General features: G+C 60.5%; 20 protein-coding genes. 10 read left to right on the top strand and 10 right to left on the bottom strand.

What is annotated here, in order from left to right; genetic code table 11:
• Positions 1–274: 274 nt before the first annotated feature.
• From ldtR to ACTJJ7_RS19680, 3 genes are all read right to left on the bottom strand, one after another.
• Positions 275–790, bottom strand: coding sequence for a transcriptional regulator LdtR (gene ldtR, locus ACTJJ7_RS19670; protein WP_105735615.1), 516 nt, complete (start codon positions 788–790; stop codon positions 275–277).
• A 138-nt stretch (positions 791–928) separates the two neighbouring features.
• Complete coding sequence (locus tag ACTJJ7_RS19675; protein ID WP_105735617.1) at positions 929–1357, bottom strand: DUF6163 family protein; 429 nt, start codon at positions 1355–1357, stop codon at positions 929–931.
• The gene (locus tag ACTJJ7_RS19680) at positions 1354–2409 is read right to left on the bottom strand and encodes an enoyl-CoA hydratase/isomerase family protein (RefSeq protein ID WP_130269130.1); all 1056 of its coding nucleotides are present in this window, start codon (positions 2407–2409) and stop codon (positions 1354–1356) included. Before ACTJJ7_RS19680 ends, ACTJJ7_RS19675 begins: the two co-directional genes overlap by 4 nt.
• Positions 2410–2568: 159 nt before the next feature.
• Between ACTJJ7_RS19680 and hemB the strand changes: the two genes are divergently transcribed.
• From hemB to ACTJJ7_RS19705, 5 genes are all read left to right on the top strand, one after another.
• Positions 2569–3606 (top strand): porphobilinogen synthase, encoded by a 1038-nt coding sequence (gene hemB / locus ACTJJ7_RS19685; protein WP_105735621.1) that lies wholly within the window; start codon positions 2569–2571, stop codon positions 3604–3606.
• Between the two features lie 139 nt (positions 3607–3745).
• Positions 3746–4159, top strand: coding sequence for an RDD family protein (locus ACTJJ7_RS19690; RefSeq protein ID WP_425374698.1), 414 nt, complete (start codon positions 3746–3748; stop codon positions 4157–4159).
• A gap of 46 nt (positions 4160–4205) precedes the next feature.
• A complete protein-coding gene (locus ACTJJ7_RS19695; protein ID WP_130269128.1) occupies positions 4206–4634 on the top strand; it encodes a hypothetical protein in 429 nt (142 codons plus the stop codon).
• A gap of 142 nt (positions 4635–4776) precedes the next feature.
• Positions 4777–5523, top strand: coding sequence for an arginyltransferase (locus tag ACTJJ7_RS19700; RefSeq protein ID WP_105735625.1), 747 nt, complete (start codon positions 4777–4779; stop codon positions 5521–5523).
• A 230-nt stretch (positions 5524–5753) separates the two neighbouring features.
• Positions 5754–6653, top strand: coding sequence for a DMT family transporter (locus tag ACTJJ7_RS19705; RefSeq protein ID WP_130269127.1), 900 nt, complete (start codon positions 5754–5756; stop codon positions 6651–6653).
• 3 nt (positions 6654–6656) lie between these two features.
• Here the strand turns inward: ACTJJ7_RS19705 and ACTJJ7_RS19710 are convergent, their stop codons facing one another.
• The 4 genes from ACTJJ7_RS19710 to parC form a co-directional block, all read right to left on the bottom strand.
• Positions 6657–9806: an efflux RND transporter permease subunit gene (locus ACTJJ7_RS19710; protein ID WP_440968557.1), complete on the bottom strand. Its 3150-nt coding sequence runs from the start codon at positions 9804–9806 to the stop codon at positions 6657–6659.
• Positions 9803–11005, bottom strand: coding sequence for an efflux RND transporter periplasmic adaptor subunit (locus tag ACTJJ7_RS19715; protein ID WP_440968558.1), 1203 nt, complete (start codon positions 11003–11005; stop codon positions 9803–9805). The genes ACTJJ7_RS19710 and ACTJJ7_RS19715 overlap by 4 nt, the downstream gene beginning before the upstream one ends.
• 63 nt (positions 11006–11068) lie before the next feature.
• The gene (locus ACTJJ7_RS19720; RefSeq protein ID WP_165401801.1) at positions 11069–11767 is read right to left on the bottom strand and encodes a TetR/AcrR family transcriptional regulator; all 699 of its coding nucleotides are present in this window, start codon (positions 11765–11767) and stop codon (positions 11069–11071) included.
• A gap of 115 nt (positions 11768–11882) precedes the next feature.
• Complete coding sequence (parC, locus tag ACTJJ7_RS19725) at positions 11883–14165, bottom strand: DNA topoisomerase IV subunit A (protein ID WP_440968559.1); 2283 nt, start codon at positions 14163–14165, stop codon at positions 11883–11885.
• 222 nt (positions 14166–14387) lie between these two features.
• On the opposite strand from parC, the gene ACTJJ7_RS19730 reads away from it, so the two are divergent.
• Complete coding sequence (locus tag ACTJJ7_RS19730; RefSeq protein ID WP_105735637.1) at positions 14388–15587, top strand: hypothetical protein; 1200 nt, start codon at positions 14388–14390, stop codon at positions 15585–15587.
• A gap of 76 nt (positions 15588–15663) precedes the next feature.
• Here the strand turns inward: ACTJJ7_RS19730 and aspS are convergent, their stop codons facing one another.
• A complete protein-coding gene (aspS, locus tag ACTJJ7_RS19735) occupies positions 15664–17454 on the bottom strand; it encodes an aspartate--tRNA ligase (protein ID WP_105735639.1) in 1791 nt (596 codons plus the stop codon).
• A 225-nt stretch (positions 17455–17679) separates the two neighbouring features.
• Between aspS and rnd the strand changes: the two genes are divergently transcribed.
• Both rnd and ACTJJ7_RS19745 read left to right on the top strand, forming a co-directional pair.
• Entirely contained in the window at positions 17680–18837 is a 1158-nt protein-coding gene (gene rnd, locus ACTJJ7_RS19740) for a ribonuclease D (protein WP_105735641.1), read from the top strand.
• Between the two features lie 78 nt (positions 18838–18915).
• Positions 18916–19836: a DMT family transporter gene (locus ACTJJ7_RS19745; RefSeq protein ID WP_440968560.1), complete on the top strand. Its 921-nt coding sequence runs from the start codon at positions 18916–18918 to the stop codon at positions 19834–19836.
• Positions 19837–19846: 10 nt separating this feature from the next.
• On the opposite strand, the gene ppx is transcribed toward ACTJJ7_RS19745, so the two are convergent.
• Entirely contained in the window at positions 19847–21358 is a 1512-nt protein-coding gene (gene ppx, locus ACTJJ7_RS19750; RefSeq protein ID WP_440968561.1) for an exopolyphosphatase, read from the bottom strand.
• Positions 21355–23556, bottom strand: coding sequence for an RNA degradosome polyphosphate kinase (locus ACTJJ7_RS19755; protein WP_105735647.1), 2202 nt, complete (start codon positions 23554–23556; stop codon positions 21355–21357). The genes ppx and ACTJJ7_RS19755 overlap by 4 nt, the downstream gene beginning before the upstream one ends.
• Positions 23557–23878: 322 nt before the next feature.
• On the opposite strand from ACTJJ7_RS19755, the gene ACTJJ7_RS19760 reads away from it, so the two are divergent.
• The gene (locus ACTJJ7_RS19760) at positions 23879–24127 is read left to right on the top strand and encodes a zinc-finger domain-containing protein (RefSeq protein ID WP_105735649.1); all 249 of its coding nucleotides are present in this window, start codon (positions 23879–23881) and stop codon (positions 24125–24127) included.
• Positions 24128–25390 carry an FAD-dependent monooxygenase gene (locus ACTJJ7_RS19765; protein WP_440968562.1) on the top strand — a complete coding sequence of 421 codons (1263 nt, stop codon included), beginning with the start codon at positions 24128–24130 and terminating at the stop codon, positions 25388–25390.
• Positions 25391–25393 lie beyond the last annotated feature (3 nt).

Below are 25393 nucleotides of genomic sequence, written 5' to 3' on the forward strand. Positions count from 1 at the left end.
TCATAACGCAGAACACGGATTATGGTTTCCAAAATTATCAGGAACACCCTTAACAAACAGCAACTTTTGCACTGATCGCGTTATCGTGATGGTTCAAGCGCCGATCAGCCCTTGCGAAGGCCGCTATTTAAGCTTCACTGAATTATGGAATAACTCGGATCGCCTTTCCACGCCATTATGGCGGATTGATGACTTTTGGCCCGCAGGCGCACAGCAAAGCCCGCCTTCGCCATCATGCGAAGCCGGGCTTTTGTTTGACAGACGGCATCGAGGATTACATGCGGTAGGCGATGGTGTCGTTCCAGAAGCGGTCCAGGCGCTGCAACGCCTTGTTCATCGACTGGAATTCTTCCGCCTTGATGCCGCCGACGTGCTCGATCGAAGCCACATGACGCTCGTAGAGACCGGCCACGAGTTCGGCTACTTCATTGCCCTTCTCCGTCAGGCTGACACGAACCGAACGGCGGTCGGTGCGCGAACGCTCGTGGGAGATGAAGCCAAGCTCGACCAGTTTCTTCAGATTGTAGGACACGTTCGAGCCGAGATAGTAGCCGCGGCTGCGCAATTCGCCAGCGGTCAGTTCAGCATTGCCGATGTTGAAAAGCAGCAATGCCTGGATGGCATTGATGTCGCTGCGGCCGTTGCGGTCGAATTCATCTTTGACAACGTCAAGTAGACGACGATGCAGACGTTCAACCAACTGAAGTGCTTCAAGATAAAGAGTCCGCAATGCTGTATCATTGACGGTCGCATGCGGGCTCGTGCCAGACTTTCTCTGTATGTTGTTCATAATACCTGCCTCACTGTTGTTTCGGTGTATTTTTCTCACCGTTGAGGCAACACTATCGAATACGCATAAAATTCGAATTAAAACTCAGACTTAACAGTACCTTACCACGAGGCATGCAATTTCAGGCTTAATGAAGACTTACCGCTGCGGCATGGCCTGCTGGCGTTTCTGCAGCAAAAGCACGATGCGGAAGGCGATATAGAGCAAGGCGACACAGCCATGGATAACGGCGATGGCAGGCCGGTAATAAAAGTATTCCCAGAACACCGTGAACATGAGCGTCTCGCCCGCGGCGGCCACGAACCAGATCACGGGACCCCACGAAACCATCATCCAAAGCCCGGTTGCCGCCACGGGAAACAGCATGGCCAGCGACACGGATGCCACCTTCCACTGCCAGGGCATCAGGTCGAAGCGCCAGAGCAGCCCGTCGTAATAGCCCATGATCTGCACCCAGTAACCGACGCCGGCCGCAAGGCAATAGAGTGACACAATGCGCAGCAGCCAGATGAATCCGGTCTGGGCCAGCGTCGAATCGAAGGGCAGATGGGTGGGCTTCTCGATCATGTAAGCTGCAATTCCCGCTCGCCCAGCGGCGCGAAATAGGCATCCACCATCTCCGGCGTCACATCCTCGACCGTTGCCGGCTGCCAGACCGGCGCATTGTCCTTGTCGACCAGGAGCGCGCGGACGCCTTCATAGAAATCATGGTTTTCCAGCATTCGGGACAGGATCCGGTATTCCATCTGCATGCATTGATCCATGTCGAGATCACGTCCTTCTTCGATCTGCCTGAATGTCACATGCAGGCTGGTGGGAGAACGTGTCCTGACGATATCCAGAACGCGCTGCGCATCCTCGTTTCCGTTCACGCCGGCGGCAGCCAGGCGGATGAGACAACCGCCAAGCGTTTGCGAATCGAAGAGCACGCCGATCATATCGCGTATTTTTTCACTGGTTTCATAGTCCGGATTGATCGTTTTACCGTGCAGGGCTTCCGCCGGGTCGCCTGTTTTGATCAGGCTGTCGCGGATCGCATCCTTGTCCTGCGCCCGGATGGCATGGGTGGCAATGCCACTCTGCAGGCAGTCACCCTGGCGGATACGATTGCCGGTCAGGGCAAGGTAGGTGCCGAAATGCTCGGGCAAATGCGGCAGGAAGGCGCTGCCGCCCACATCGGGAAAGAAGCCGATCCCGACTTCCGGCATGGCAAACATGACGTTTTCCGTGACGATCCGGTGCGAGCCGTGCACGGAAATGCCGACGCCGCCACCCATGACGATGCCGTCGATCAGGGAAACATAGGGTTTCGGAAAATGGCGGATAAAGGCGTTGAGCCGGTACTCATCGTAAAAGAACTCATAGAGCGGCTTGCCCGCCTGCCCCGCATGGTAGACGGCAAGGATGTCGCCGCCCGCACAAAAGGCGCGGCCTTCCCCTTCAACGATGACGCAGGCAATGTCGGGATCGACAGCCCAGGCCTGGAGGGCGCGATGCATCGCCCGGACCATGACCGGGGTCAGGGCATTGAGGGCTTTCGGGCGCGTCAAACGGACCAGTCCCGCCCTGCCCCTGGTTTCGAAGACTATTTCGCCTTCGCCGCCGAAATCGATTTCCATGCACCCCTCCTCATTCCTTGATGCGAGGTTAGGAAACTCCAGCGCACCGCGTCAATGGATCACATCTGTTGCCAAGCATCTTGGTCCACGCGGGGAAGCCTGTTAAAACACTTCTAAACAACAGCAGAAAGTCCGCCGCACGCGGATAAGGCAGCCATCATGAACAAAGTTTCCCCTTTTCATGCCAGCACCGGCAGGACCGTCGATGAAATCACGCAGAGCCGCCGCCTGCGCCGCATGCGCAAAGCCGACTGGTCGCGCCGCCTGGTTCAGGAGAACCAGCTGACGGTGAATGACCTGATCTGGCCGATCTTTCTGTGCGAGGGAACGAATCGCCGCGAAGATATTGCCGCCATGCCGGGCGTGCAGCGTTTTTCTGTGGATATGGCCGCGCGCGAGGCGGAACGCGCCGCAAAGCTTGGCATTCCGGCCATTGCCACCTTCGCCAATATCGACCCGGCGCTGCGCGACGAGACGGGATCGGGCATTCTCGATGCGGACAATTTGATCAACCGTGCCACCCGCGCCATCAAGGATGCGGTGCCGGAAATCGGCATGATCACCGATGTGGCGCTCGACCCGTTCACCAGCCACGGCCATGACGGCATCTTGCGTGACGGTATCATCGTCAATGATGAGACGGTGGCGCAGATCACCCGCGGCGCCGTGCTGCAGGCGGCCGCCGGTGCCGATATCATCGCGCCATCCGACATGATGGATGGCCGCATCGGCGCCATCCGCGAGGCGCTGGACCAGAATGGTTTCCAGGATGTGGCGATCATGGCCTATGCCACCAAGTTCGCTTCGGCCTTCTATGGCCCCTATCGCGAAGCCATCGGCACGTCGGGACGCCTCAAGGGCGACAAGAAGACCTATTACATCGACCCGGCCAACACCGACGAGGCGATCCGCGAGGCGGAGCAGGATCTGGCGGAAGGCGCGGATTCACTGATGGTCAAGCCGGGCCTGCCCTATCTCGACATCATCCACCGGCTCAAGGAGACATTCCGCGTTCCGACATTCGCCTATCAGGTGTCCGGCGAATACACGATGATCAAGGCCGCTGGCGCCAATGGCTGGATCGATGAGGAACGGGTGATGATGGAAACGCTGCTGGCGTTCAAGCGTGCCGGCTGCGACGGTATCCTGACCTATTTCGCCCCGCTTGTCGCCGAGCGCCTGAAAGCCGGCCTGTAAAAAATCTGCTTGAATTTCCATTCTAGAGTTCCCACGTTCTGCAGCACGGCACTGTGTCCGTATGTTTGAAACGGGAAACAAAATGAATACGAGCGCGCTTGACGGCGAAATAATCACCAACCGCCTGGATGACTGGCGGATGTACCAGGGCGTGCGGTCCAGCCGCATTTTCGCGTTCCTGATGGATTATGTCATCGTGTTTTTCCTGTGCATCCCGGTTGCGATCATCATCGCCATTCTGGGTGTTGCAACGCTTGGCCTCGGATGGATGCTGTACGGCATCATGTTCCCGGCCGTGGCGCTCGCCTATGTGGCGACAACACTCGGCGGACCGCGCCAGGCAACCAAGGGCATGCAGATGATGGGCCTCAGACTCGAGCGTCTTGACGGCCAGAAGGTCGATGGCCTGCTGGCGATCGTCCATACGGTGCTGTTCTGGGGTTTGAACGTGGTGCTGACACCGCTCATCCTGCTCGCAACGTTCGTCCTGGACCGCAAACGCACGGTCCACGACCTTCTTCTCGGTACGGTTGTCGTACGCGCCTATCATTAATCCGGAGGGCTCCCATGGGAGCCCTCTTTCCTTACCGGCCACATCCATGACACATCGCAGGCTTGCTGCCCTCGCCGCAATGGCATTCCTATTCTATGGTTCCGGTCTTGGCCACGGCATCGCGGCATCGCCGGCCGGACGGTTTTGCGGCGAGGTGATTTCAAGCGGCGATTACCGCGACGTCATCACCGCCCTGAACGTGGATCGCGACGGCCGCATATCAGGCACTTACCAGATCGAAGCGCGTGATGGCCTCGTCATGGGGACTCTGACCGAAAGCGATGTGGCCAAAGGCACCGAACGCACGATGGTCTGGGTCGACAAATATGGTTCCGGACTTTTGACCGTGCGCTTTTCCAACGACTACCGTTCCTTTGCCGGCCGCTGGGGCCGCACGGTCGACGGCAAGGCGGACACGCCGAGCCATTCGTGGAATGGCCAGCCCTGCTACAATCTGAATGACGATCACGGCTGACATTTTGCCTGGCACCTTTGTCCTCGCCGGACCGTTTGCAACTTGCCCCCGCGACATTCACATCTGAATGCAATATAATTGAATTGACGTTTTCGGGGGTCTTACGATTCTATAGGGGTTGCAGACTGTTCCAGGATAACGAATGACGCATCAACCGCAGCAATCACCGCAGTTCTTCCTGACAGCACCCTCGCCCTGTCCCTATCTGGAAGGGCAATTGGAGCGCAAGGTTTTTACGCATCTCGTCGGCGGGCGCGCCGCCGAGCTGAATGATCTCCTGACCCAGGGCGGTTTCCGCCGTTCCCAGAACATTGCCTACCGGCCGGCCTGCGAGAATTGCCGGGCTTGCGTTTCCGTGCGGATTCTGGCCGGGGAATTCAAGCAGGACAAATCCATGCGCCGGGTCTGGAACCACAACCGGGACCTGATCGGCAATATCCACCAGGCGGAACCTTCGACCGAACAATACGCCCTGTTCCGGCGCTATCTCGATGCGCGGCACAACAAGGGCGGCATGTCGGAAATGACGGTGCTCGACTATGCGATGATGGTCGAAGACACCCACGTCCCCACCCAGATCATCGAATACCGCCGCCGCGGGCCGGATTCCTTCATCACCAAGAAGGGCGAAGGCGAGCTGATCGCCGTGGCGCTCACCGATATCATGGGCGACGGATTGTCGATGGTCTATTCCTTCTTCAATCCCGATTATGCCGACCGTTCGCTCGGCACCTTCATGATCCTCGATCACATCCAGCGCGCCGCAGCCGCCGGTCTGCCGCATGTCTATCTCGGCTACTGGGTCGAGGGCTCGCGCAAGATGCAGTACAAGATCCGCTACAAGCCCCAGGAACATCTGGGACCGAAGGGCTGGGAACGCCGCGATTGAGCGGGGTTGCAGCACATCTTATTGCAATTCACCCCCTCTGGGCTGCCGCCCATCTCCCCCACAAGGGGGGAGATGTCCGGCAGGACAGAGGGGGGGTGACCGATTGGTTCCAGCACCGCTTACCCGTTTCCTTCGAAACAGATTAATGAATCCCGGCCCTAGAATAAGCCAGCGCTTGCGGCTAATGCTCGGGCCTTAAAACAAGAAAAAGACTTGGAAAGTCAGAGGAAATGTCTGAGCCGCATCTCGATCACCGCAAGGGCCTGCTCATCACGGGCATAGGCGGGCTGATACTCTCCGTCGATATCCCGCTGCTGCGCCTCGGCCAGGGGGAAACCTGGTCGACGCTGCTTTTGCGCAGCGGCACGACCTTCATCTGCGCCCTGATCATCTGGGCGGTGTGGAGCATGGCGACCGGCCGGGTCAAAACCATCTTGCCGGGACGGATCGGCTTTGCCGTGGCCGGGCTTTACGGCCTGGGTTCGATCTTCTTCATGATCGCCGTCTACAACACCTCGACCGCCAACCTTGTCTTCATCCTGGCGTTCAACACGGTGTTTGCCGCCCTGCTCTCCTGGATTTTCCTGAAGGAGCGTCCGAAAACCGCAACCTTCGTCGCCATGTTCTTCATGCTGATCGGCGTCGGGATCATTGTGCGCGAGGGCCTGTCATCGGGGCACCTGTTCGGCAATATCATCGCCCTCATGTCGACATTCTTCCTGGCCTCCGCCATCACGGTGACCCGCGCCTCGAAGAAGGATATGGGCTTTGCCGCCATTATCGGCACCGTCCTGCCGATGACCGTGGCGATTTTCATGGTTTCACAGCACGGCTTTTCCGTCGCGGCGCCCGGCTGGATCATTTTTAACGGTGCGGTGGTAACGACAATCGCCTTTGCCTGCCTAGCGACCGGCCCGCGCTTCCTGTCCGGGCCCGAAGTGGCGATGTTCTATCTCCTGGAGACGGTTCTCGCGCCGATCTGGGTCTGGCTGGTCTTTGCCGAACGTCCGAGCGACCCCACCCTGCTCGGCGGCATCATCATCATCACCACGCTGGTCAGCCATTCGATCTGGCAGATGCACAGCGCCCGCAAGCGCTCGCGGATGGCGGCATTCCGCCACCCGATCTGAACCCTATTCGGCCGCCTCGCTGGCGTAGCCGGGCCTGGGATAGGCAGGCACGGTGCGCACGCCGGGGCGTGCGGCCGCTTCGGTTTCATCAGGCGTGTTCGGACGGAAGCCCCAATGGAACGCACGCGCCATCCAGCGGCTGAGATCGTCCATGATCGTGTAGAAGGACGGCACGAACACCAGCGACAGGACGGTCGAGATCAGCAGGCCGCCGATCACCGCGATGGCCATGGGCGCCCGGAACTCGCCGCCATCGCCGAAGGCCATCGCCGCCGGCACCATGCCTGCGGACATGGCAATCGTCGTCATGACAATGGGACGAATGCGCTTGCGGCCCGCATCGATGATGGCCTCATTGCGCGGAATGCCGTGCTTGACTTCTTCAATGGCAAAATCGACGAGCATGATGGCGTTCTTGGTGACAATGCCCATCAGCATGAGAATACCGATGACCACGGCCATGGATACGGAATTGTTGGTGAGAAGCAGGGCGGCGGCCACACCGGCAATCGACAATGGCAGCGACATCAGGATGGTGAAGGCATGGAAGATACTGCCAAAAAGCAGGATCAGCACCACGAACACCAGCATCAGGCCCATGATCATCGCATTGCGGAAACCGGCGAACACTTCGCCCATGACTTCGGCGTCGCCGGTTTCCTGAATGCGCACGCCCTCCGGCATCGCCGTGACCTGCGGCAGTCCCTTGACGATGGAAAGCCCTTCGCCAAGCTCCTTGCCGCCGGCCATGTTGGCGCCGACGACGACGCGCCGTTCGCGGTTGAAGCGTTCAATCGATGAGGGTCCCTGGCCGAAACTGACCTGCGCGATGGATGCCAGCGGCACCACGACGCCGGATGGAGCGGTCACGGTCAACGTGTTCAGGACAGTCAGGTCGCGGCGGGACGCCTCGGTCAGCTGAACCCGGATCGGAATCTGCCGGTCACCCACGGTGTATTTCGCCAGATTGGCATCGAGATCGCCAAGCGTCGCCACCCGCAGCGCATCGGACACGGCCGATGTCGACAGGCCGAGCTCGGCCAGCTTGTCCATGCGCGGCGTCACGATGATTTCCGGGCGGTCCAGCGCAGCGCTCGAGGATACTGCCTGGAAGCTGCCGGTTGCCGTCATGCCGCTCTGGATGGACCGCGCCTGCTCGCTCACCTTCTGGCCATCCGTACCGATGACGCCGATGGCAAATTCACGGTCGCCGCGGTCATTGACGAAATTGGCACGCAGATCAGGCACGTCGGAAAGCTTGGCGAAAATATCGGCTTCGATCTGTTTCTGGGTCCGGCTGCGCTCGCTCTTGTGGCTGAGTTTGACGATCATGGTCGCACGGCGCGTATCCACCTCGCCCTTTGGTGAAGACCCGCCGACGACATAGGTCTGCTGCACTTCCGGGATTTCCCGGACCCGCAGCGCCGCTTCATCGGTGACGCGGCGGGTTTCATCGATGCGCGAACCCGGCGTCAGTTCAAGATTGACCGCCACGCGCGCTTCGTCCTGTGCCGGGACAAAACCGGACGGCAGGAATCCCATGGCCCAGATGGCCGTTGCGAACAGCAGGACGCCGCTGATCAGCGTGAGCCAGCGATAGCGCAGGGTCACGCCGAGGAAGCGCGTATAGGCGCCGACCCAGCCACCGGTGTTTTCCTCATGGTGCAGGTTCTTGCCGTCACGCAGGAGATAGGCGGTCATCATCGGTGTGATCAGGCGGGCGACCAGCAGCGAGAAGAACACCGCTACGGCGACCGTCAGGCCGAACTGCTTGAAATATTGCCCGGCAATGCCGCTCATGAAGCTGACCGGCGCAAACACGGCAATGATCGTTACGGAAATGGCGATGACCGCAAGCCCGATCTCGTCGGCCGCCTCCAGCGACGCGCGGTAAGGCGATTTGCCCGACCGCATGTGCCGGACGATGTTCTCGATCTCCACGATGGCGTCATCGACGAGAATACCCGTCACCAGCGTGATACCGAGCAGGCTGATCAGGTTCAGCGAGAAGCCGAGCATATCGATGGCCCAGAATGTCGGGATGGCGGACAGAGGCAGGGCAATGGCCGCGATCAGCGTCGCGCGGATATTGCGCAGGAACAGGAAGACCACGACAATCGACAGCACTGCGCCTTCGACCAGCGAGCTCATGGCGGCTTCATAATTGCCGTAGGTGTAGTTCACCGCATTGTCGATGATGCTGAACCGGGCGTCGGGGTATTTCTGTTTCAACAGGTCCATGCGGTCCTGAACCCGCTTGAACACATCCGCGTCGCTGGCGCCCTTGGCGCGGAATACGCCGAGGGACACCACGGTCTGGTTGTTGACGCGGGCAAAGGATTTGGGTTCCTGGAACGAATCCGTCACCGTGCCGATGGCATCCAGCCGGACAGAGCGGCCGCCCGCCAGCGGGATTTCGACGCTGCGCAGGTCGTCCAGGGTGCGGGATGCGCCAAGGGTACGGATGGTCTGCTGGGTCGAACCGAGATCGCCGCGCCCGCCGGTCAGATCGGCATTCATCGATTTCAAGGCACGGTTGACGTCAAACGCCGTCACGCCCAGTGCCGTCAGGCGGTCCGGGTCGAGAGAGACGCGGATTTCCCGCGTCACACCGCCATAGCGTTCGACGCGGCCGACACCCTTGACGCCCTGGATATCGCGCAGAATCCTGTCGTCGACGAACCATGACAGCTCCTCGGAGGTCATTGCCGGCGCGGAAATTGCATAAGTCAGGATTGCCGACCCCTCGACATCGACGGAACTGACGATGGGCTCCTTGATCGTGGCGGGCAGATCACTGCGGATGCGGGTGACCGCATCCTTGACATCGTTGAGCGCCTTTTGCGTATCCACCTCGAGGCGGAACTCGACGAGCGTCGTCGAAATACCCTCGGTCAGCGTGGTGGTAACGTTTTTCACGCCTGTGATGTTGGCAACCGAATCCTCGACACGCTTGGCGATCTGGGTCTCCAGCTCGCTCGGCGCAACGCCGGGATCGGTGATCGCCACGGAAATCAGGGGAACATCGATATTGGGAAAGCGGGTGATCGGCAGCTTGGAAAAACTCATCAGGCCGAGAACGACGAGCACGACAAACAGCAGGATCGATGGAACGGGATTGCGGATCGACCAGGCGGAAATGTTCCAGTTCATTGGACTGCCCCCGTCGTTTCCGCGCTGATGCGCACCGGCGTCACACGGTCGCCATTGGCGACGAACGTTCCGGCCCGCGCGACGACATCTTCGCCATCGGCAAGGCCGTCGAGCACTTCCACCGCGCGGTCATTGCGGATGCCGAGGCTGACCTTGCGTGTGTCGACCACCCCATCCTTGACCACCTGCACAAGGGCTGTCGGGCCGCGATAGACCACGGCCGAGAGCGGAACGCTGACACCGTTGCGCCGGGTCAATTCGATGACCGCACGGGCAAAATTGCCGGGCCGGATGGCTTCATTGTGCTCCAGTGAAATCTTTACCGCACCGAGGCGAGAGCTTGCGGTGATCTCCGGCGAGATCAGGCGCACCCGGCCGGCAACCGGCTGTTCCATGCCAGACACGCGCACGGCCACCGGCATGTCGGGCTTGAGGCGCGGCAAATCCACTTCCGGTATATTGGCCGATAGCTCGAATTCGCCATCGCGGGCGATGCGGAACAATGGCCCGGCATTCATCGATACAATGCCGCCAAGCAGTGCATTGCGGCTGAGGACGACACCGGTCGTCGGCGCCTTGACATCGGCTTTTTCAATGCGCAGCAGGACATCGCGCTTCTGCGCGGCCACCAATTGCAGCTGCGACTGGCTGGCGACCAGCGCCTGCCGGGATGTGTTGAGCCGGGCATTGGCGCTGTCATAGGCATTGGTGGCATTGTCGAAATCGGCCTTGGACGTGATGCCCTTGGCCGATAGCGCACGGGCACGGTCGAGCGCTTCCTGGGCCTGCCGGACGGCGATCTGCGCATCGACGATCTGCGCCTCCGACTGGGCGATGGACGCTTCGGCCTGGGCGCGCTGCGCCTCGATCTGTGCCAGCTGGATTTCAAGGGATGACTTGTCGAGGCGGGCGATGATGTCACCCTCCTTCACCCGGTCACCCTGATCGGCGCCAAGTTCGAGCACGATCAGCCCGGCCACGTCGGTTCCCACAGCAACTTCCTGGCGCGGGACGATGGTGCCGGTGACCGTGATGGACGCAACCATCTCGGTTTCGGCGGCTGGAATGACATTGATGACGGGCGGCTTGACCGCCTGTACGGCCGTTTTATCCTCGGCCATGGCGGCAGGGACAAGCGCGCAGCTGAGGCCGAGGGCCAGAACGACGGATGCCAGAAGTTTAGTGCGACGGTTGCGCATCGGATTACCTGATCAAAAGAGGTATTTGCTGGATCGGTATGTCAGTATTTATGCTTGCACTCTTTATGCTTGCACTGGGCGCAGGATGCCGACTGCAAGAGCGCGGAACATCGGCTCCAGCGCTTCGACAGGTACACCCTGTGCCGGAAAATTCCGCATGATGATCCCCTCGCCCATGGCGGCAAGACTGGCCACGACCAGTTCCAGGTCACCAACGGGATCAATTTCGCCGCGGGCCTTGGCGGCGCTGACGGCTGACAGAAGCTTTTCGCGCATCTGCCCTTCATAAAGCTCGCATTGGGCGGCAACGGCCTCGTTGCGGATGGCCTCCGCCCGCACCTCGGCAAAGAGCCGTGCGCTGGCATCGTCAACGCCGTTCGCCGACTTCTGGCGAACGTGATCGAGACCGACCATCACAAGCGCATCGATGATGTTCCCATACCCGCTCATGCGGTCGAGGATTTCGGCGCTTGCCTTGCGATGGCCGGCGACGATGGCTTCGATCAGGGATTCCTTCGAGGGGAAATAACGGTAAAGCGCACCGGGGCTCATGCCTGCCTCGGAGCAGATGTCGTTCATGGACGCGCCGCGAAAACCCGCGCGGACAAAGCAGTTGGTGGCCGCTTCAAGGATGCGCGCTTCCTGGACTTCGCGGTTCTGGGCCCGCTTGCCGAACAGTTTGGTGACAAAACAACCGCAGGCGCTGTCCGATTTGTCATCGGTCAGAAGCTTCGTTTGTTTTGGCAGAATACTGTCGGTCACGGCGCACCACAAAAAAAGAGCGAATGTTCACTCTCATTTAAAGCGAAACGCAAAACCGGTCAATACGAGAATGAACGTTCTCGTTTATTTTTTCAATCGGTCGTCACTGTGCGTGTCAGGAAAACTTGCCCGAGCGCGGGAAACCCTTCGGCACCATGCGGCCGGCGGAAGCGCGCGGACCGATCCATTCGGCCAGTTCCTCCCGGCTGCGCGTGAACGTCCTGTCCGCCGCATCCTGCCATGTGAGCCCCTGCTCCATGGCAAAGACGCGGATATCGGAGACGCCGCCATCCTTGTAGCGCTGCAGGCGTACGCCCTTGCCGCGCCCGAGTTCGGGAATTTCCGCCAGCGGGAACACCAGCATCTTACGGTTTTCGCCGACGATTGCCACGCTGTCGCCGGTGACGGGAACGCAATGGCGCGCCTCGTCCGGCGCCTTGACGTTCATCACCTGCCTGCCCTTGCGGGTATTGGCCATGACATCCGCCTCCGGCACGAGGAAGCCGTTGCCATCATGAGATGACAGCAACAGCTGGCGCCCGGGATTGTGGACGAAGGCCGTGACGATGTCCTGATCGTTCTCCATATCCACGATGATGCGGATGGGCTCGCCATGGCCGCGCCCGCCGGGCAGGCTGTTGGCGCCGATGGTGTAGAACTTGCCGCCCGTGGTCAGGATCAGAATGCGGTCCGTCGTTTCCGCATGGAATGCCAGCTTGAGCTTGTCGCCCTCCTTGAAGGTCAGCGACGAGAAATCGGGCAGATGTCCCTTCATGGCGCGCAGCCAGCCTTTTTCCGAGACGACGACCGTGACCGGCTCCTTCTCGATCATGGCGTGGTGAATATCGGTCAGGTCATGCTGCGGCGCATCGGCAAAGGTGGTGCGGCGCTTGCCGAGCGGTGTCGTGGCCGCATATTTCTTCTGCATTTCGGCAATCTGCCAGGAAATGGTCTGCCACTGCTTGGCATCGGAACCCAGCAATTGCTCGATCTCACCCTTTTCAGTGGTCAGCCCGTCGAATTCCTTGCGGATCTCGAATTCCTCGAGCTTGCGCAGCGACCGCAGCCGCATGTTCAGGACCGCTTCCGCCTGGACATCCGTGAGCCCGAAACGGGCCATCATTTCCTGCTTGGGCTCATCCTCCTCACGGATGATGCGGATCACCTCGTCCAGATTGAGATAGGCGATCAGGAAACCGCCGAGAATTTCCAGGCGGCGCTCGATCTCGGCCAGCCGGTGGCGTGAACGGCGGATGAGAACATCCTTGCGGTGTTCAAGCCATTGCTGGAGCACGTCGCGCAGCGACAGGACGTTGGGCACCTTGCCGTTCGAGAGAACATTCATGTTCAGGGGAAAGCGCGTTTCAAGCTCGGACAGCTTGAACAGCGATTCCATCAGAATGTCGGGATTGACGCTGCGGCTCTTCGGTTCGAGCACGACGCGTACATCCTCGGTGGATTCATCGCGCACGTCATCCAGCAGCGGCAATTTCTTGGCGATCAGGAGTTCGGCGATCTTTTCGATCAGCCGGGATTTCTGCACCTGATAGGGAATTTCGGTGATGACGATGATCCACGTGCCGCGCCCCTGATCTTCCACGTGCCAGCGGGCGCGCAGGCGAAAACCGCCGCGTCCGGTCTTGTAGGCATCGAGAATGGCATCGGCACTTTCGACAAGCACGCCGCCCGTCGGGAAATCCGGTCCGCGCACCTTGGTCCGGGCGGGATTCTCGGGATCATCCTCCAGCGACATCAGCTCTTCGACCGTCGCCTCGGGGTGCTTGATCAGGTGCAGCGCAGCGGCACAGAGTTCCGACGCGTTGTGCGGCGGGATCGACGTGGCCATACCGACAGCAATGCCCGACGAACCGTTGGCGAGCAGGTTCGGGAAAGCGCCGGGAAGAACGATCGGCTCCTCGTCTTCCTCATTATAGGTCGGGCGGAAGTCGACGGCGTCTTCGGTGATGCCTTCGAGAAGCAGCATCGCGACATCGGTCATCCGCGCTTCGGTATAGCGCATGGCCGCCGGGTTATCGCCGTCGATATTGCCGAAATTGCCCTGCCCGTCGACAACCGGATAACGCACGGCGAAATCCTGCGACAGGCGCACCAGCGCATCATAGATCGACTGGTCGCCATGCGGGTGGAACTTGCCCATGACCTCACCGACGATGCGGGCGCATTTGGCATAGGACTGGTCGGGCGAAAGCCGCAGCAACCGCATGGCATGCATGATTCTGCGGTGCACGGGTTTGAGCCCGTCACGCACATCCGGCAAGGCACGGTTCATGATTGTCGAAAGCGCGTAGGCCAGATAGCGTTCTTCCAGCGCGGCTTTCAGATCAACCGGTTCAATATTATCGTCGCCATTGTCTGGCGGAATCAGGCTTTTTCCCATGTCAATGGGTTATCAACTCACCGATTCACGGGCAAGCAATGATTCGCTGAGATCACAGCCTGTTGCCTATCGTGATCGGCAAAAAATGGGCGGGGCTTGCTTCCATCCGCCAAATCTGACTTTCTACCGCCGAATTGGCCCGATTTCGCCCGGAAAGACTGTCATAGTTTTGCCGCGCGGCATGGGATAGAACTGCTTACTGACCAAAACAAGGAACACACCATGCGTCCAACCACCTCTCTGAAATCCGGCTTGCACCTTTTGGCTGCGACCACTGCACTTGTCGTTGTCTTTGCCGGTTCAGCCTATGCGGTGGACGGCAACGCGGTGGCGGCCCGTTTGAAGGCCGTTTACGGCGAACAGGGCGGCACCCTTGAATATGCAAATGTTGAAACCAACGGCTCGACCGTCATCCTCAAGGACACCAAGCTGTCCGCAGCGGGCGCCAAGGAAAGCTTCAATGCCGGTGACGTGACATTGAGCGATGTCAGCGACGTTTCAGGCGGCGGCTTCAAGATCGGATCGGCGACCGTACCGGATATCAAGTTCAGCCCCGCCGATGAACCGGACAGTAAGGTCGCCGTCGAAGGCATCAAGCTTGAAGGCATCACCCTGCCCGCGGAAGGCGCAACCGAGCCGCTGGCAAAGATGCTGCAGTACCAAAAGGGCGAAGTGAAGCACATCGGTGTCAACAGCAAGGGCAAGGACGTCTTTGCGGCCGACAACCTGACCGTTTCCGTGTCGCCATTCACCGCGTCGGCGCCGGTTGTCTTCACGTCCAATGTCGCCAGCTTCAAGGCTGACCTGTCGGGCGTGGAAGATCCGAAGACAAAGGACGCGCTCCAGGCACTTGGCTATGAAACGCTCTCGGGCAAGATCGACATGAACGGCTCGTGGAATATCCCCGATGGCCGTCTCAACGTCGACAAGTTCGCCTTTGCCGCTGACAATGCCGGCACGCTGGGGATGAAGTTCGACATTTCCGGTTACACGCTCGACTTCATCAAGGGCATTCAGGAGGCCGTGAAGAGCGGCGACGGCAAGCCTGACGATGCCAAGGGCATGGCCATGCTCGGCCTGATGCAGCAGTTGAGCTTCACCGGCGCATCGATCCGCTTCGACGATGCTTCGCTCACCAACAAGGCGCTCGACTACGCTGCCAAGCAGCAGGGCGCCAAGCGCACCGACCTGGTCAACCAGGGCAAGGCCATCCTGCCGATGATGGCAGCCCAGCTTGGCAATGCCGAATTTGCCCAGGCCCTGGGAACAGCGGTCAGCGCCTATCTCGACAGCCCGAAGAATATCGAGATCAAGGCAGCCCCGGCCAAGCCCGTCCCGTTTGCGATCATTGCCGCCGGCGGCATGGCCGATCCGAAGTCGCTGATCAAGACGCTCGGCGTGACGGTCAACGCCAACCAGTAATCGACAAGAACGGCAAAGAAAAAGCCCGGCGAGATGCCGGGCTTTTTTGTTTGTCCTGAATCGGTTGGAAAGAGTTTTAATCCTCTTTCTTCATCGGTGCGAGGCGGATGTTGAGATCACGCAGCTGCGCTGGCGACACGTCCGACGGCGCATTCATCAGGAGATCATAGGCCTGCTGGTTCATCGGGAACATGGTGATCTCGCGCAGGTTCTTGGCACCCACGAGCAGCATCACGATGCGGTCGATACCGGCCGCCATGCCGCCATGCGGCGGTGCGCCGTACTGGAACGCGCGGTAGAGGCCGCCAAAGCGCTCTTCCACGGTTTCCCGCGAATGACCGACCGCCTCGAACGCCTTGACCATGGTTTCCGGCAGATGGTTGCGGATACCGCCCGAGGAAATCTCAAAGCCGTTGCAGACGAGATCGTACTGGAACGCCTTGATCGTCAGCGGGTCCTGGTGCTCCAGCGCGTCGATGCCGCCCTGCGGCATCGAGAACGGGTTGTGGGCGAAATCGATCTTCTTCTCGTCTTCCAGCCATTCGAAGAACGGGAAGTCGACAATCCAGGCAAGCTTGAACTGGTCGCGGTCGACGAGATTGAGTTCCTCGCCCGCACGGGTACGTGCGGCACCGGCGAAGGAGACGAACTTCTTGGGATCGCCCGCGACGAAGAACGCCGCATCGCCGTCGTCCAGACCCAGCTGTACGCGCAGGGCCTCGGTGCGTTCCGGTCCGATGTTCTTGGCCAGCGGGCCCGCGCCCTCAAGCGCTTCACCTTCCTTGCGCCAGAAGATATAGCCAAGGCCCGGCTGGCCCTCGCCCTGCGCCCAGGAGTTCATGCGGTCGCAGAAGGCGCGCGAGCCGCCTGTCTTGGCCGGGATGGCCCAGACTTCCACCTTCGGATCATTGGCGATCATGTTGGCGAAGACCTTGAAGCCGGAACCGGCGAAATGCTCGGTGACCGCCTGCATCTCGATCGGGTTGCGCAGGTCGGGCTTGTCCGAACCGTATTTGCGCATGGCATCGTCATAGGCAATGCGCGGGAACTGCTGCGTCACCGGCTTGCCCTCGGCAAATTCCTCGAACACGCCGCGCAGCACAGGCTCCATGGTCGACAGCACGTCTTCCTGCTCGACAAAGCTCATTTCGACGTCGAGCTGGTAGAACTCACCCGGCAGGCGGTCGGCACGCGGGTCTTCGTCGCGGAAGCAGGGTGCGATCTGGAAGTAACGGTCGAAACCGGACATCATGATCAGCTGCTTGTACTGCTGCGGCGCCTGCGGCAGCGCATAGAACTTGCCGGGATGAATGCGGCTGGGCACGAGAAAATCGCGTGCGCCTTCCGGCGAGGATGCCGTCAGGATCGGCGTCGAGAATTCGGTGAAGCCGATCTCGGTCATGCGGCGGCGCATGGCGGCGATGATCTTGGTGCGCGACATGATGTTCTTGTGCAGCGTGTCGCGGCGCAGGTCGAGGAAGCGGTACTTCAGACGGATGTCTTCCGGATAGTCCAGCTCGCCGAACACCGGCAGCGGCAGTTCCTTGGCGGCGGACAGGATTTCGATCTCGCGGGCAAACACCTCGATCTCGCCCGTCGGCATGTTGGCATTGACCGTATCGTCCGTGCGGGCCTTCACTTCGCCGTCGACGCGGATCACCCATTCGCCGCGCACCGTCTCGGCCAGCTTGAAGGCAGGCGAGTCGGGGCTGGCGACGATCTGGGTCAGACCGTAGTGATCGCGGATGTCGATGAAGAGAATGCCGCCATGATCGCGGACGCGATGAACCCAGCCGGAAAGACGAACGGTCGAACCAACGTCGGATTTCCGCAGGGCGGCGCAGGTATGGCTGCGGTAACGGTGCATGATATGTGCCTCTGAGATGCTTGATGCTTGCTGCCGGAAGACGTGAAGAAAGCTCCGGCCATGATCTTGGAATTTGCGCGGACAAGCGCATTTTGACGGCGATTTGTCAAGATTGCGAATTGCCGGAGGGCTGTTTTGTGGGCCTATCAACCATATGGACGCGACAAGCAGCGAAGAAACTCGGACAGGCGAGACAAATGCATTTCCATTCGCTATAGAAATTTCATGACCATGATTACAACCACAGATCAGCTTGACCAGGCTGTAGCCGCCCTTTCGCAATCCGATTTCGTAACAGTCGACACGGAGTTCATCCGGGAGACCACGTTCTGGCCGGAGCTTTGCGTTATCCAGCTCGCATCCCCTGATCATACTGCCATTGTCGATGCTCTCGCGCCGGGCCTCGATCTCGCGCCATTTTTCCGGCTGATGGCGGATGAGACCATCGTCAAGGTGTTCCATGCGGCCCGGCAGGATATCGAGATCATTTTCCATCTCGGCAATCTCATCCCCCACCCGGTCTTCGACACGCAGGTGGCGGCGATGGTCTGCGGCTTCGGCGATGCCATTGCCTATGATCAGCTGGTGCAGCGAGTGAACGGCGCGCAGATCGACAAATCCTCGCGCTTCACCGACTGGCGCCGCCGCCCGCTCTCCGACAAGCAGCTCGACTATGCGCTGGCCGATGTCACCCATCTGCGCGACATCTATCTCTACCTCAAGGCAAAACTCGAGGAAGAAGGCCGCACCGACTGGGTGCTCGACGAGATGAAGGTGCTGACGGCGCGCGAGACCTATGACATGCATCCCGACGATGCGTGGAAGCGCCTGAAAATGCGCCTGCGCAAGCCGCAGGAGCTCGCCGTGCTGCGCAGCGTCGCCGCCTGGCGCGAACGCGAAGCGCGCGAGCGCAACGTGCCGCGCGGCCGTGTCCTCAAGGACGACGCCATCTACGAGATCGCCCAGCAGCAGCCGCGTGATGTGGAGGCGATGGGTAGGCTGCGCACCATCCCCAAGGGCTGGGAGCGCTCCAGCATCGCCACGGGGCTGCTCAATGCTGTCAATATCGCGCTGGACATGCCGAAGGAAGACATGCCGCGCCTGCCGAAATCCGTGCAGTCGCCGGAAGGTGCCGGCGCTGCCGCCGAGCTTCTCAAAGTGCTGTTGCGCCTGGTGACGGAAGAGCATGGCGTTGCCGCCAAGGTTGTCGCGACGTCAGACGAGATCGACCGGATTGCCGCCGAAGGCGATGCGGACGATATTCCGGCCCTGCAGGGCTGGCGCCGCGAAGTTTTTGGCGAAAAGGCGCTGCAGCTGATCAATGGCGAGTTGTGCCTGAAGTTCGAGAACAAGCGGATCCGGGCGGTGCCCTGCACGGACTGATCCTTCGGCCTGTGCCGAAGTATCAGTCCACCAAAACTGGCTAGCATCGGCCCAGTGAAACCATGCTGATGCGAGGCAATGATGTCTGATACCCCCGTGCAAACCCCGTCTCTGGTCAGGGAACTGGCGCTTCTCGCCGTTCTCGCCACGCTGTGGGGCGCTTCCTACACCTTCATCAGGGTGGGGGTGGAGACAATCCCGCCCATCACCTTCATCGCTGCCCGCACGCTGATTGCCGGCGGACTGCTGCTGGCCATCATCAGGCTGCGCGGCCTTGCGCTGCCGCGCGATCCAGCCATGTGGAAACGCTTTTTCATCCAGGCCTGCATCAACAGCGTCGTCCCCTTCACGCTGATCGCCTGGGCGGAATTGACCGTCAATGCCGGTCTTGCCACCATTCTCAATTCGACAACGCCGATCTTCGCTTTTCTGCTGACTGTCCTCATCACCCGCCACGAAGCCGTGACCACGCGAAAAGTCTTCGGCGTGGCGGCCGGTGTCGTCGGCATTTCCCTGATTATCGGGCTTGAGGCATTCAACGGCATCGGCAAGGAGCTGGTGGCGCAGCTTGCCATTGTTGCCGCAACGATCTCCTATGCGGCGGCGGCCATCTTCGGCAAGGGTTTCAAAAATCTCGATCCGATGATGCCCGCCGCCGGTTCGATGCTCTGCGGCGCCGTCATCCTCATTCCGGTCAGCCTCGTGGTCGACCGGCCATGGACGCTAGCGCCCTCGGCCCACTCCTTGCTCGCACTGCTTGGCCTTGCCGTGTTCTCCACCGCCCTCGCCTTCGTGATCTATTTCCGGCTGATCAACACGCTCGGCACCGTCGGCACGACATCCCAGGCCTATCTGCGCGTGCCGATAGGCGTCGGCATCGGCGTGCTGTTTCTCGGCGAAAGCCTGAGTTCGACCGCATGGATCGGCCTGATCTGCGTGATTGCCGGTGTCGCGGCGATGACCCTTCCCGCGCGCAGAAAAGCGGCTATCGCCGCCTGAACACCGGCAATTATTTGCCGATGGCTATTCTCAGCGCCTTGCCCGTCAGTTTCGCCAATTGCTGCAAGCGGCCTTCCGGGACATCGCCGATGAGATCGGCATTCCTGGCCGCCACCTCCAGATAGAGGCCGTCGGGCGCCTGTTTCCACGACAGGTTAGGAACCACTCCGGCCATGGATGCGGAAAAGGGATAAACGATCCGCATGATTGCCGCCAATATCTTCGAATATTCCAAAAGCCGCGGCGTGGCCAGCGCTGCCAGCTCCGGGTCGGCCGCGCTGTTGGCAATGCCTTCGTGGCGGAAGAAATTGGCAAGCGCGATATAGGCTCGCCCCGGATGATCAATGCCGACAAAAGCCGCATTGGAGATCATGTTCAGCGCCTGCGAACCGCGATAATCGGGGTGGGCACGCCAGCTGATGTCGGCGATCAGGCAGGCCGCGCGGCGATAGCGCTTCTCGTCCTGCGTCTCGTCATAACCGAGCGCGGCAAAGGCGTCGCCGCTCCAATCCGCCAGTTCGCGCGCATAGGCCGGCGAGCGGGCGCGCAGCACGGCCAGTTCATCGGCGGCGGCAATCAGCGGATCTTCCAGCTGTTCGGATTCCGACAGCAGCGAAAACAGAAATCCTTCCCGCACGCCCAGGGCCGAAAAGACAACCTTTGACGGACGCATCTTGCGGATGGTTTCAAGCAGGGCGATGGCACCATAGGACAAGAGCGCACGGCGGTTCTTCGAGACGTCCTCGATCCCGCGCATATTATCGAGATTGCCGTCCGCGACACGCTTGAGGAAGCGCTGTGCCTCCTCGAAGGGTATTTCGTAGTGGTGCATGACGTGCAGCGGATAGTGTTCGGCGCTCATATGCAGCTTGGCAAGGTTTCGCCAGGTGCCGCCCACGGCGTAGAAAGCGCGGCCCTTGCCCTTGGCCAAAAGCTTGGCCGATTCGAGCGTCTTCTTGGCGATATCGGACGCGGCGGAAAGATCGCCGTTCGACATATCCTGCAGACGCAGGCCGCCCAGCGGCAGGGTGATGCCGTCGCCGATGATGCGGCCTTTGACGTCGACCAGCTCAAGACTGCCGCCGCCAAGATCGCCTGCAATGCCATCGGGATCGTGAAAGCCGGAAATAATCCCCAGCGCGGAATAATAGGCCTCTTCCCGGCCGGACAGAACCTTGATCGGTTCTCCCAGAACGATTTCGGCCTGGGCGATGAAATCGGGACCGTTTTCGGCTTCGCGCGCTGCCGCCGTCGCCAGCACATCCAGCGAGCGGGCGCCCGCCTGATCGGCGAGGGCGCGGAACCGGCGCAGCGCCCGCAGGGCGCTTTGCACGGCCTTTTCATTCAGCTTGCCGGTTTTTACCAGGCCTTTGCCAAGGCCGCAGAGAATCTTTTCGTTGAAAAGGACGGTCGGCGAACGGGTAACCCCCTCATAGACGACCAGACGTACAGAGTTCGAGCCGATGTCGATGACACCGGCCGGATGGCGTCCTTGCACACGCCCCTGCGCTGCGGATATCATGCAGTCTTGTTTTTCGCTGCTTTGGATCGCTTGCGGTGAGCGATCAAGCGTGGTGCTGAAGACTTCAGCGACTTGCCGCGGCCGGACAGGCTGGGATTTGTCATGAAATATTCCTGCGCGTTAAAAGCATCTTCTCCATCCGCCGGAACAATCCGGCGCGATGTACCGTCTGCTAGTAACTCGTAACTCTGCTGGTTGTCGAGAAGGTTTGCCAGCATAATCTGTGAAAGAAGCTGTTGATGCACAGTTGGATTGGTGATCGGAACCAGCGTTTCGACACGGCGGTCGAGGTTGCGGGTCATCATATCGGCTGAACCGATATAGACGAGCGCCTTTTCCGACGGCAGTCCCGCACCGTTGCCGAAGCAGAAGATGCGGCTGTGCTCGAGGAAGCGGCCGACGATGGATTTCGCCCGGATCGTGTCGGACAGGCCCGGAACCTGCGGACGCAGGCAGCAAATGCCGCGCACGATAAGGTCGATGTCGACGCCATGCGTGCTGGCATTGTAGAGCGCATCGATGATCTGCGGATCGACCAGCGAATTCATCTTCATCCAGATTGCCGCCGGACGGCCGGCCTTGGCGTGCTCGATTTCCTCAGCGATGTGCTGGAGAATGCGCGGGCGCAGGGTGGTCGGCGACACGGCGATGCCCATCTCGCCCGATGGCTGGGTATAGCCGGTGATGAAATTGAAGATCTGGGCAACGTCGCGGCCGATCGACGGCTCGCACGTGAAGAACGACAGATCCGTATAAATCTTGGCGGTGATCGGGTGGTAATTGCCCGTGCCGAGATGCACATAGCTGCGCAGCTTCTGCTCCTCGCGGCGCACGACCAGCGACATTTTTGCATGGGTTTTCAACTCGATGAAGCCGAAGACGACCTGAACGCCGGCGCGTTCCAGATCGCGCGCCCAGCGGATATTGGCTTCTTCGTCGAAGCGCGCCTTGAGTTCGACCAGCGCCGTCACCGACTTGCCGGCATCGGCCGCATCGATGAGCGCACGCACGATGGGGCTGTCATTGGAGGTGCGGTAGAGCGTCTGCTTGATGGCAACCACTTCGGGGTCCGCCGCCGCCTGGCGCAGGAACTGCACGACGACGTCGAAGGATTCGTAGGGGTGGTGCACCACGATGTCCTTTTCGCGGATCGCGGCAAAGCAATCGCCGCCATGCTCACGCACCCGCTCGGGGAAGCGCGGGTTGTAGGGCACGAATTTCAGGTCGGCGCGCGGAATGCCGACGATTTCGGAGATGGTGTTGAGCGCCAGAAGGCCTTCCAGCACACTGATGCGGTTGTCGGGAACACCAAGTTCCGTCGCCACGAAAGCACGCAGCGATTCCGGCATTTCGTCATCGAACTCGATGCGGATCACCTGGCCGCGGCGGCGCCGCTTCAGCGCGCTTTCGAACAGGCGCACCAGATCTTCCGCTTCTTCCTCCACCTCGATATCGCTGTCGCGGATGATGCGGAATGTACCGGCGCCCTTCACCTCATAGCCGGGGAACAGCCGCCCGGTGAACAGGCTGATGGCATCCTCAAGCGTCAGGAAGCGGAAACGCCCGGCATCGTCGGGAATCTGGATGAAACGTTTCAACGCCTGCGGCAGGCGCAACAGCGCCGTCATCGGGCGGTTGTCGATGCTGCGGCTCAGGAGCATGGCGATGGTGAAACCAAGATTGGGAATGAACGGGAACGGATGCGCCGGATCGATGGAAAGCGGGGTCAGGACGGGATAGATGGTTTCAAGGAAGTGATCCTCGAGCCAGAGACGCTCGCTTTTGGTCAGCTTGTCCGGACGAACGATCTCGATGTTTTCCGCCAGCATCTCGACGCGCAGTTCGTTCAGGCGCAATTGCTGTGCGGCCTGCAGTTTGCCGACTTCATCGAGCACGAATTCCAGCTGCTCCTGCGGCGTGCGCCCGTCCGGGCTGCGATTGGCGACCCCGGCACGCACCTGCCCGGCAAGACCGGCAATGCGCACCATGAAGAATTCGTCGAGATTGGCGGCGGAGATGGACAGGAAGCGCAAGCGCTCCAGCAGCGGCTGGTGCACGTTGTGGGCTTCTTCCAGTACGCGGCGGTTGAACTGCAGCCAGGAGAACTCGCGATTGACGAAACGGTCGACACTGGTGTGCAGATCCGGCAGACCGATGGCTTCGACTGCATTCGTTATGGCGGGTGACTGATCGTTCATTGTCATTCTCCGATTAGAATAGTCCCGTCAAATGCGGAATCACAGGCCACATTAGTCAAGTCTCTTGAAGGTTTTATAGCAATCGCTGCCAATCCGCGCCCAACCCGATAAAAATCAGCACCGCCAGCTTACACCGGAAACAAAACCTTCCGCGATGAAATTCTCCCGAAGACCCGGCATAATGCCATTTGCGGCGCAACTGGGCGCTACTTGTGTCAGATTGCCTCGCTTTGGCACAGCAGAAGCGATTTTCTTCGCCGCGGAATTGCTCTATGAGAAAGGCAATCTTATTGCCTACCCACGGAAAGCCCAGGAGCGACACATGGCCGGACACAGCATTCCCCACTTCCAGAACAGCGCTGGTCACGCCGCCATCAGCATTGGCGTCAAGGAATTCATGTGCGTTGGCGCCAATCCGCCTTTCGATCATCCGCATGTCTTCCTCGACCTCGGCGATGACAATGAAAAGGTCTGCCCCTACTGCTCGACGCTGTATCGCTATGATGCGTCGCTCTCCGCCGGAGAAACGGTTCCTGCCGGTTGCACCTATGTGGACGACAAGGCAGCCTGATTGCAAACGCCCGTCATCGATCTGAAGACGGCTCGCAACAGGCGAACTCCCAATCCTGATCAAATCATCGTTGCGGGCGCCGGTATTGCCGGCCTGACGCTGGCGCTGGCGCTCAGCGCCAGGGGCTTTGCTGTCCAGATCTTCGAGAAGAGCGCCGTTCTGGCCGAAGCGGGCGCCGGATTGCAGCTTTCGCCCAATGCCACCCGCCTGCTTGCCCGCCTTGGCGTGCTGGAAAGGCTGATGCCCCATGCGGTGCAGCCGGATGCCGTCTGCCTGCAGGACGGCGTGAGCGGCAAGGACCTCCTGCATCTGCCCATCGGCAAGGCCGCCGAGCAACGCTGGCACGCGCCCTATATCGTCTGCCATCGCGCCGACCTGCAGCAGGCACTCCTTGCCGAAGTGCGCCAGCGCAACACCATCGCCATGCAGCTGGAATCGGCCGTTACCCATCACAGGAGCGATGCTCAGGGCGTGCTGGTTCGCGTCCAGTACAATGACCGTATCGAAGAGCATCGCGGCGCCCTGCTGGTGGGGTCCGACGGCGTCTGGTCGAACACGCGCAACGCGGCGTCAGACCTGGACCGCGCCCGCTATACCGGTTCCATCGCCTGGCGCTCGTCCGTACCGGCCGAGCGCCTGCCCGCATCGTTCAGCGCCCTTTTGCCCGGCGGAACCAATGTGGTTGCCTGGACCGGCAGCAATGCGCATCTCATCGCCTACCCCATCCGCTCGGGCGAGCTGATGAATTTCGTGGCGGTGGCGCGTGACCGGAAAAATCCCGGGCGCTGGGACATCGAAGTCAGCCCCGACGCGCCCAGCCAGAATTTTGCGCGGGATTTCTACGGATGGCATCCGGGCATCCGCGATCTGGTGCTGTCAGCCGGGCACTGGACACCCTGGCGCCTGTTCGAGATGAAGCGGTGCAGCTTCCTGCGCGACGAGCGGCTTGTGCTGATCGGCGACGCCGCCCATGCGATGACGCCCTATGCGGCGCAGGGCGCGGCCATGGCCATCGAGGATGCCTGTGCGCTTGCCGCCGCACTCGGCCATGGCAGCGAAACCTGGCCCGCAGCCTTGGCGGCCTACGCCAAAAACCGGACAAAGCGCATCGAGTCGGTGGTGCGGCGCGGCGCACTCAATCAGCTGGCCTATCACGCCAAGGGGCCGGTGGCGCTGGCTCGCAACCTGCTGCTGCGCAACCGGCCGCCTGAAAAATTCGTGGCGGGCTTTGACTGGCTCTATGGGTTTGATGCGGAGTCGTAGCGG

This window comes from Phyllobacterium sp. 22229 (assembly GCF_052056495.1).
Lineage (GTDB): Bacteria > Pseudomonadota > Alphaproteobacteria > Rhizobiales > Rhizobiaceae > Phyllobacterium > Phyllobacterium myrsinacearum.

Bases quoted from the DNA above. Each gene is read 5' to 3' on its own strand.
- ACTJJ7_RS19690 (WP_425374698.1), top strand. From the start codon at position 3,746: ATGTACCAGGGCGTGCGGTCCAGCCGCATTTTCGCGTTCCTGATGGAT.
- ACTJJ7_RS19705 (WP_130269127.1), top strand. From the start codon at position 5,754: ATGTCTGAGCCGCATCTCGATCACCGCAAGGGCCTGCTCATCACGGGC.
- ldtR (WP_105735615.1), bottom strand. From the start codon at position 790: ATGAACAACATACAGAGAAAGTCTGGCACGAGCCCGCATGCGACCGTC.
- ACTJJ7_RS19745 (WP_440968560.1), top strand. From the start codon at position 18,916: ATGATGTCTGATACCCCCGTGCAAACCCCGTCTCTGGTCAGGGAACTG.
- ACTJJ7_RS19675 (WP_105735617.1), bottom strand. From the start codon at position 1,357: ATGATCGAGAAGCCCACCCATCTGCCCTTCGATTCGACGCTGGCCCAG.
- rnd (WP_105735641.1), top strand. From the start codon at position 17,680: ATGACCATGATTACAACCACAGATCAGCTTGACCAGGCTGTAGCCGCC.
- ACTJJ7_RS19755 (WP_105735647.1), bottom strand. From the start codon at position 23,556: ATGAACGATCAGTCACCCGCCATAACGAATGCAGTCGAAGCCATCGGT.
- ACTJJ7_RS19710 (WP_440968557.1), bottom strand. From the start codon at position 9,806: ATGAACTGGAACATTTCCGCCTGGTCGATCCGCAATCCCGTTCCATCG.
- ACTJJ7_RS19760 (WP_105735649.1), top strand. From the start codon at position 23,879: ATGGCCGGACACAGCATTCCCCACTTCCAGAACAGCGCTGGTCACGCC.
- parC (WP_440968559.1), bottom strand. From the start codon at position 14,165: ATGGGAAAAAGCCTGATTCCGCCAGACAATGGCGACGATAATATTGAA.
- aspS (WP_105735639.1), bottom strand. From the start codon at position 17,454: ATGCACCGTTACCGCAGCCATACCTGCGCCGCCCTGCGGAAATCCGAC.
- ACTJJ7_RS19695 (WP_130269128.1), top strand. From the start codon at position 4,206: ATGACACATCGCAGGCTTGCTGCCCTCGCCGCAATGGCATTCCTATTC.
- hemB (WP_105735621.1), top strand. From the start codon at position 2,569: ATGAACAAAGTTTCCCCTTTTCATGCCAGCACCGGCAGGACCGTCGAT.
- ppx (WP_440968561.1), bottom strand. From the start codon at position 21,358: ATGATATCCGCAGCGCAGGGGCGTGTGCAAGGACGCCATCCGGCCGGT.
- ACTJJ7_RS19730 (WP_105735637.1), top strand. From the start codon at position 14,388: ATGCGTCCAACCACCTCTCTGAAATCCGGCTTGCACCTTTTGGCTGCG.
- ACTJJ7_RS19715 (WP_440968558.1), bottom strand. From the start codon at position 11,005: ATGCGCAACCGTCGCACTAAACTTCTGGCATCCGTCGTTCTGGCCCTC.
- ACTJJ7_RS19680 (WP_130269130.1), bottom strand. From the start codon at position 2,409: ATGGAAATCGATTTCGGCGGCGAAGGCGAAATAGTCTTCGAAACCAGG.
- ACTJJ7_RS19700 (WP_105735625.1), top strand. From the start codon at position 4,777: ATGACGCATCAACCGCAGCAATCACCGCAGTTCTTCCTGACAGCACCC.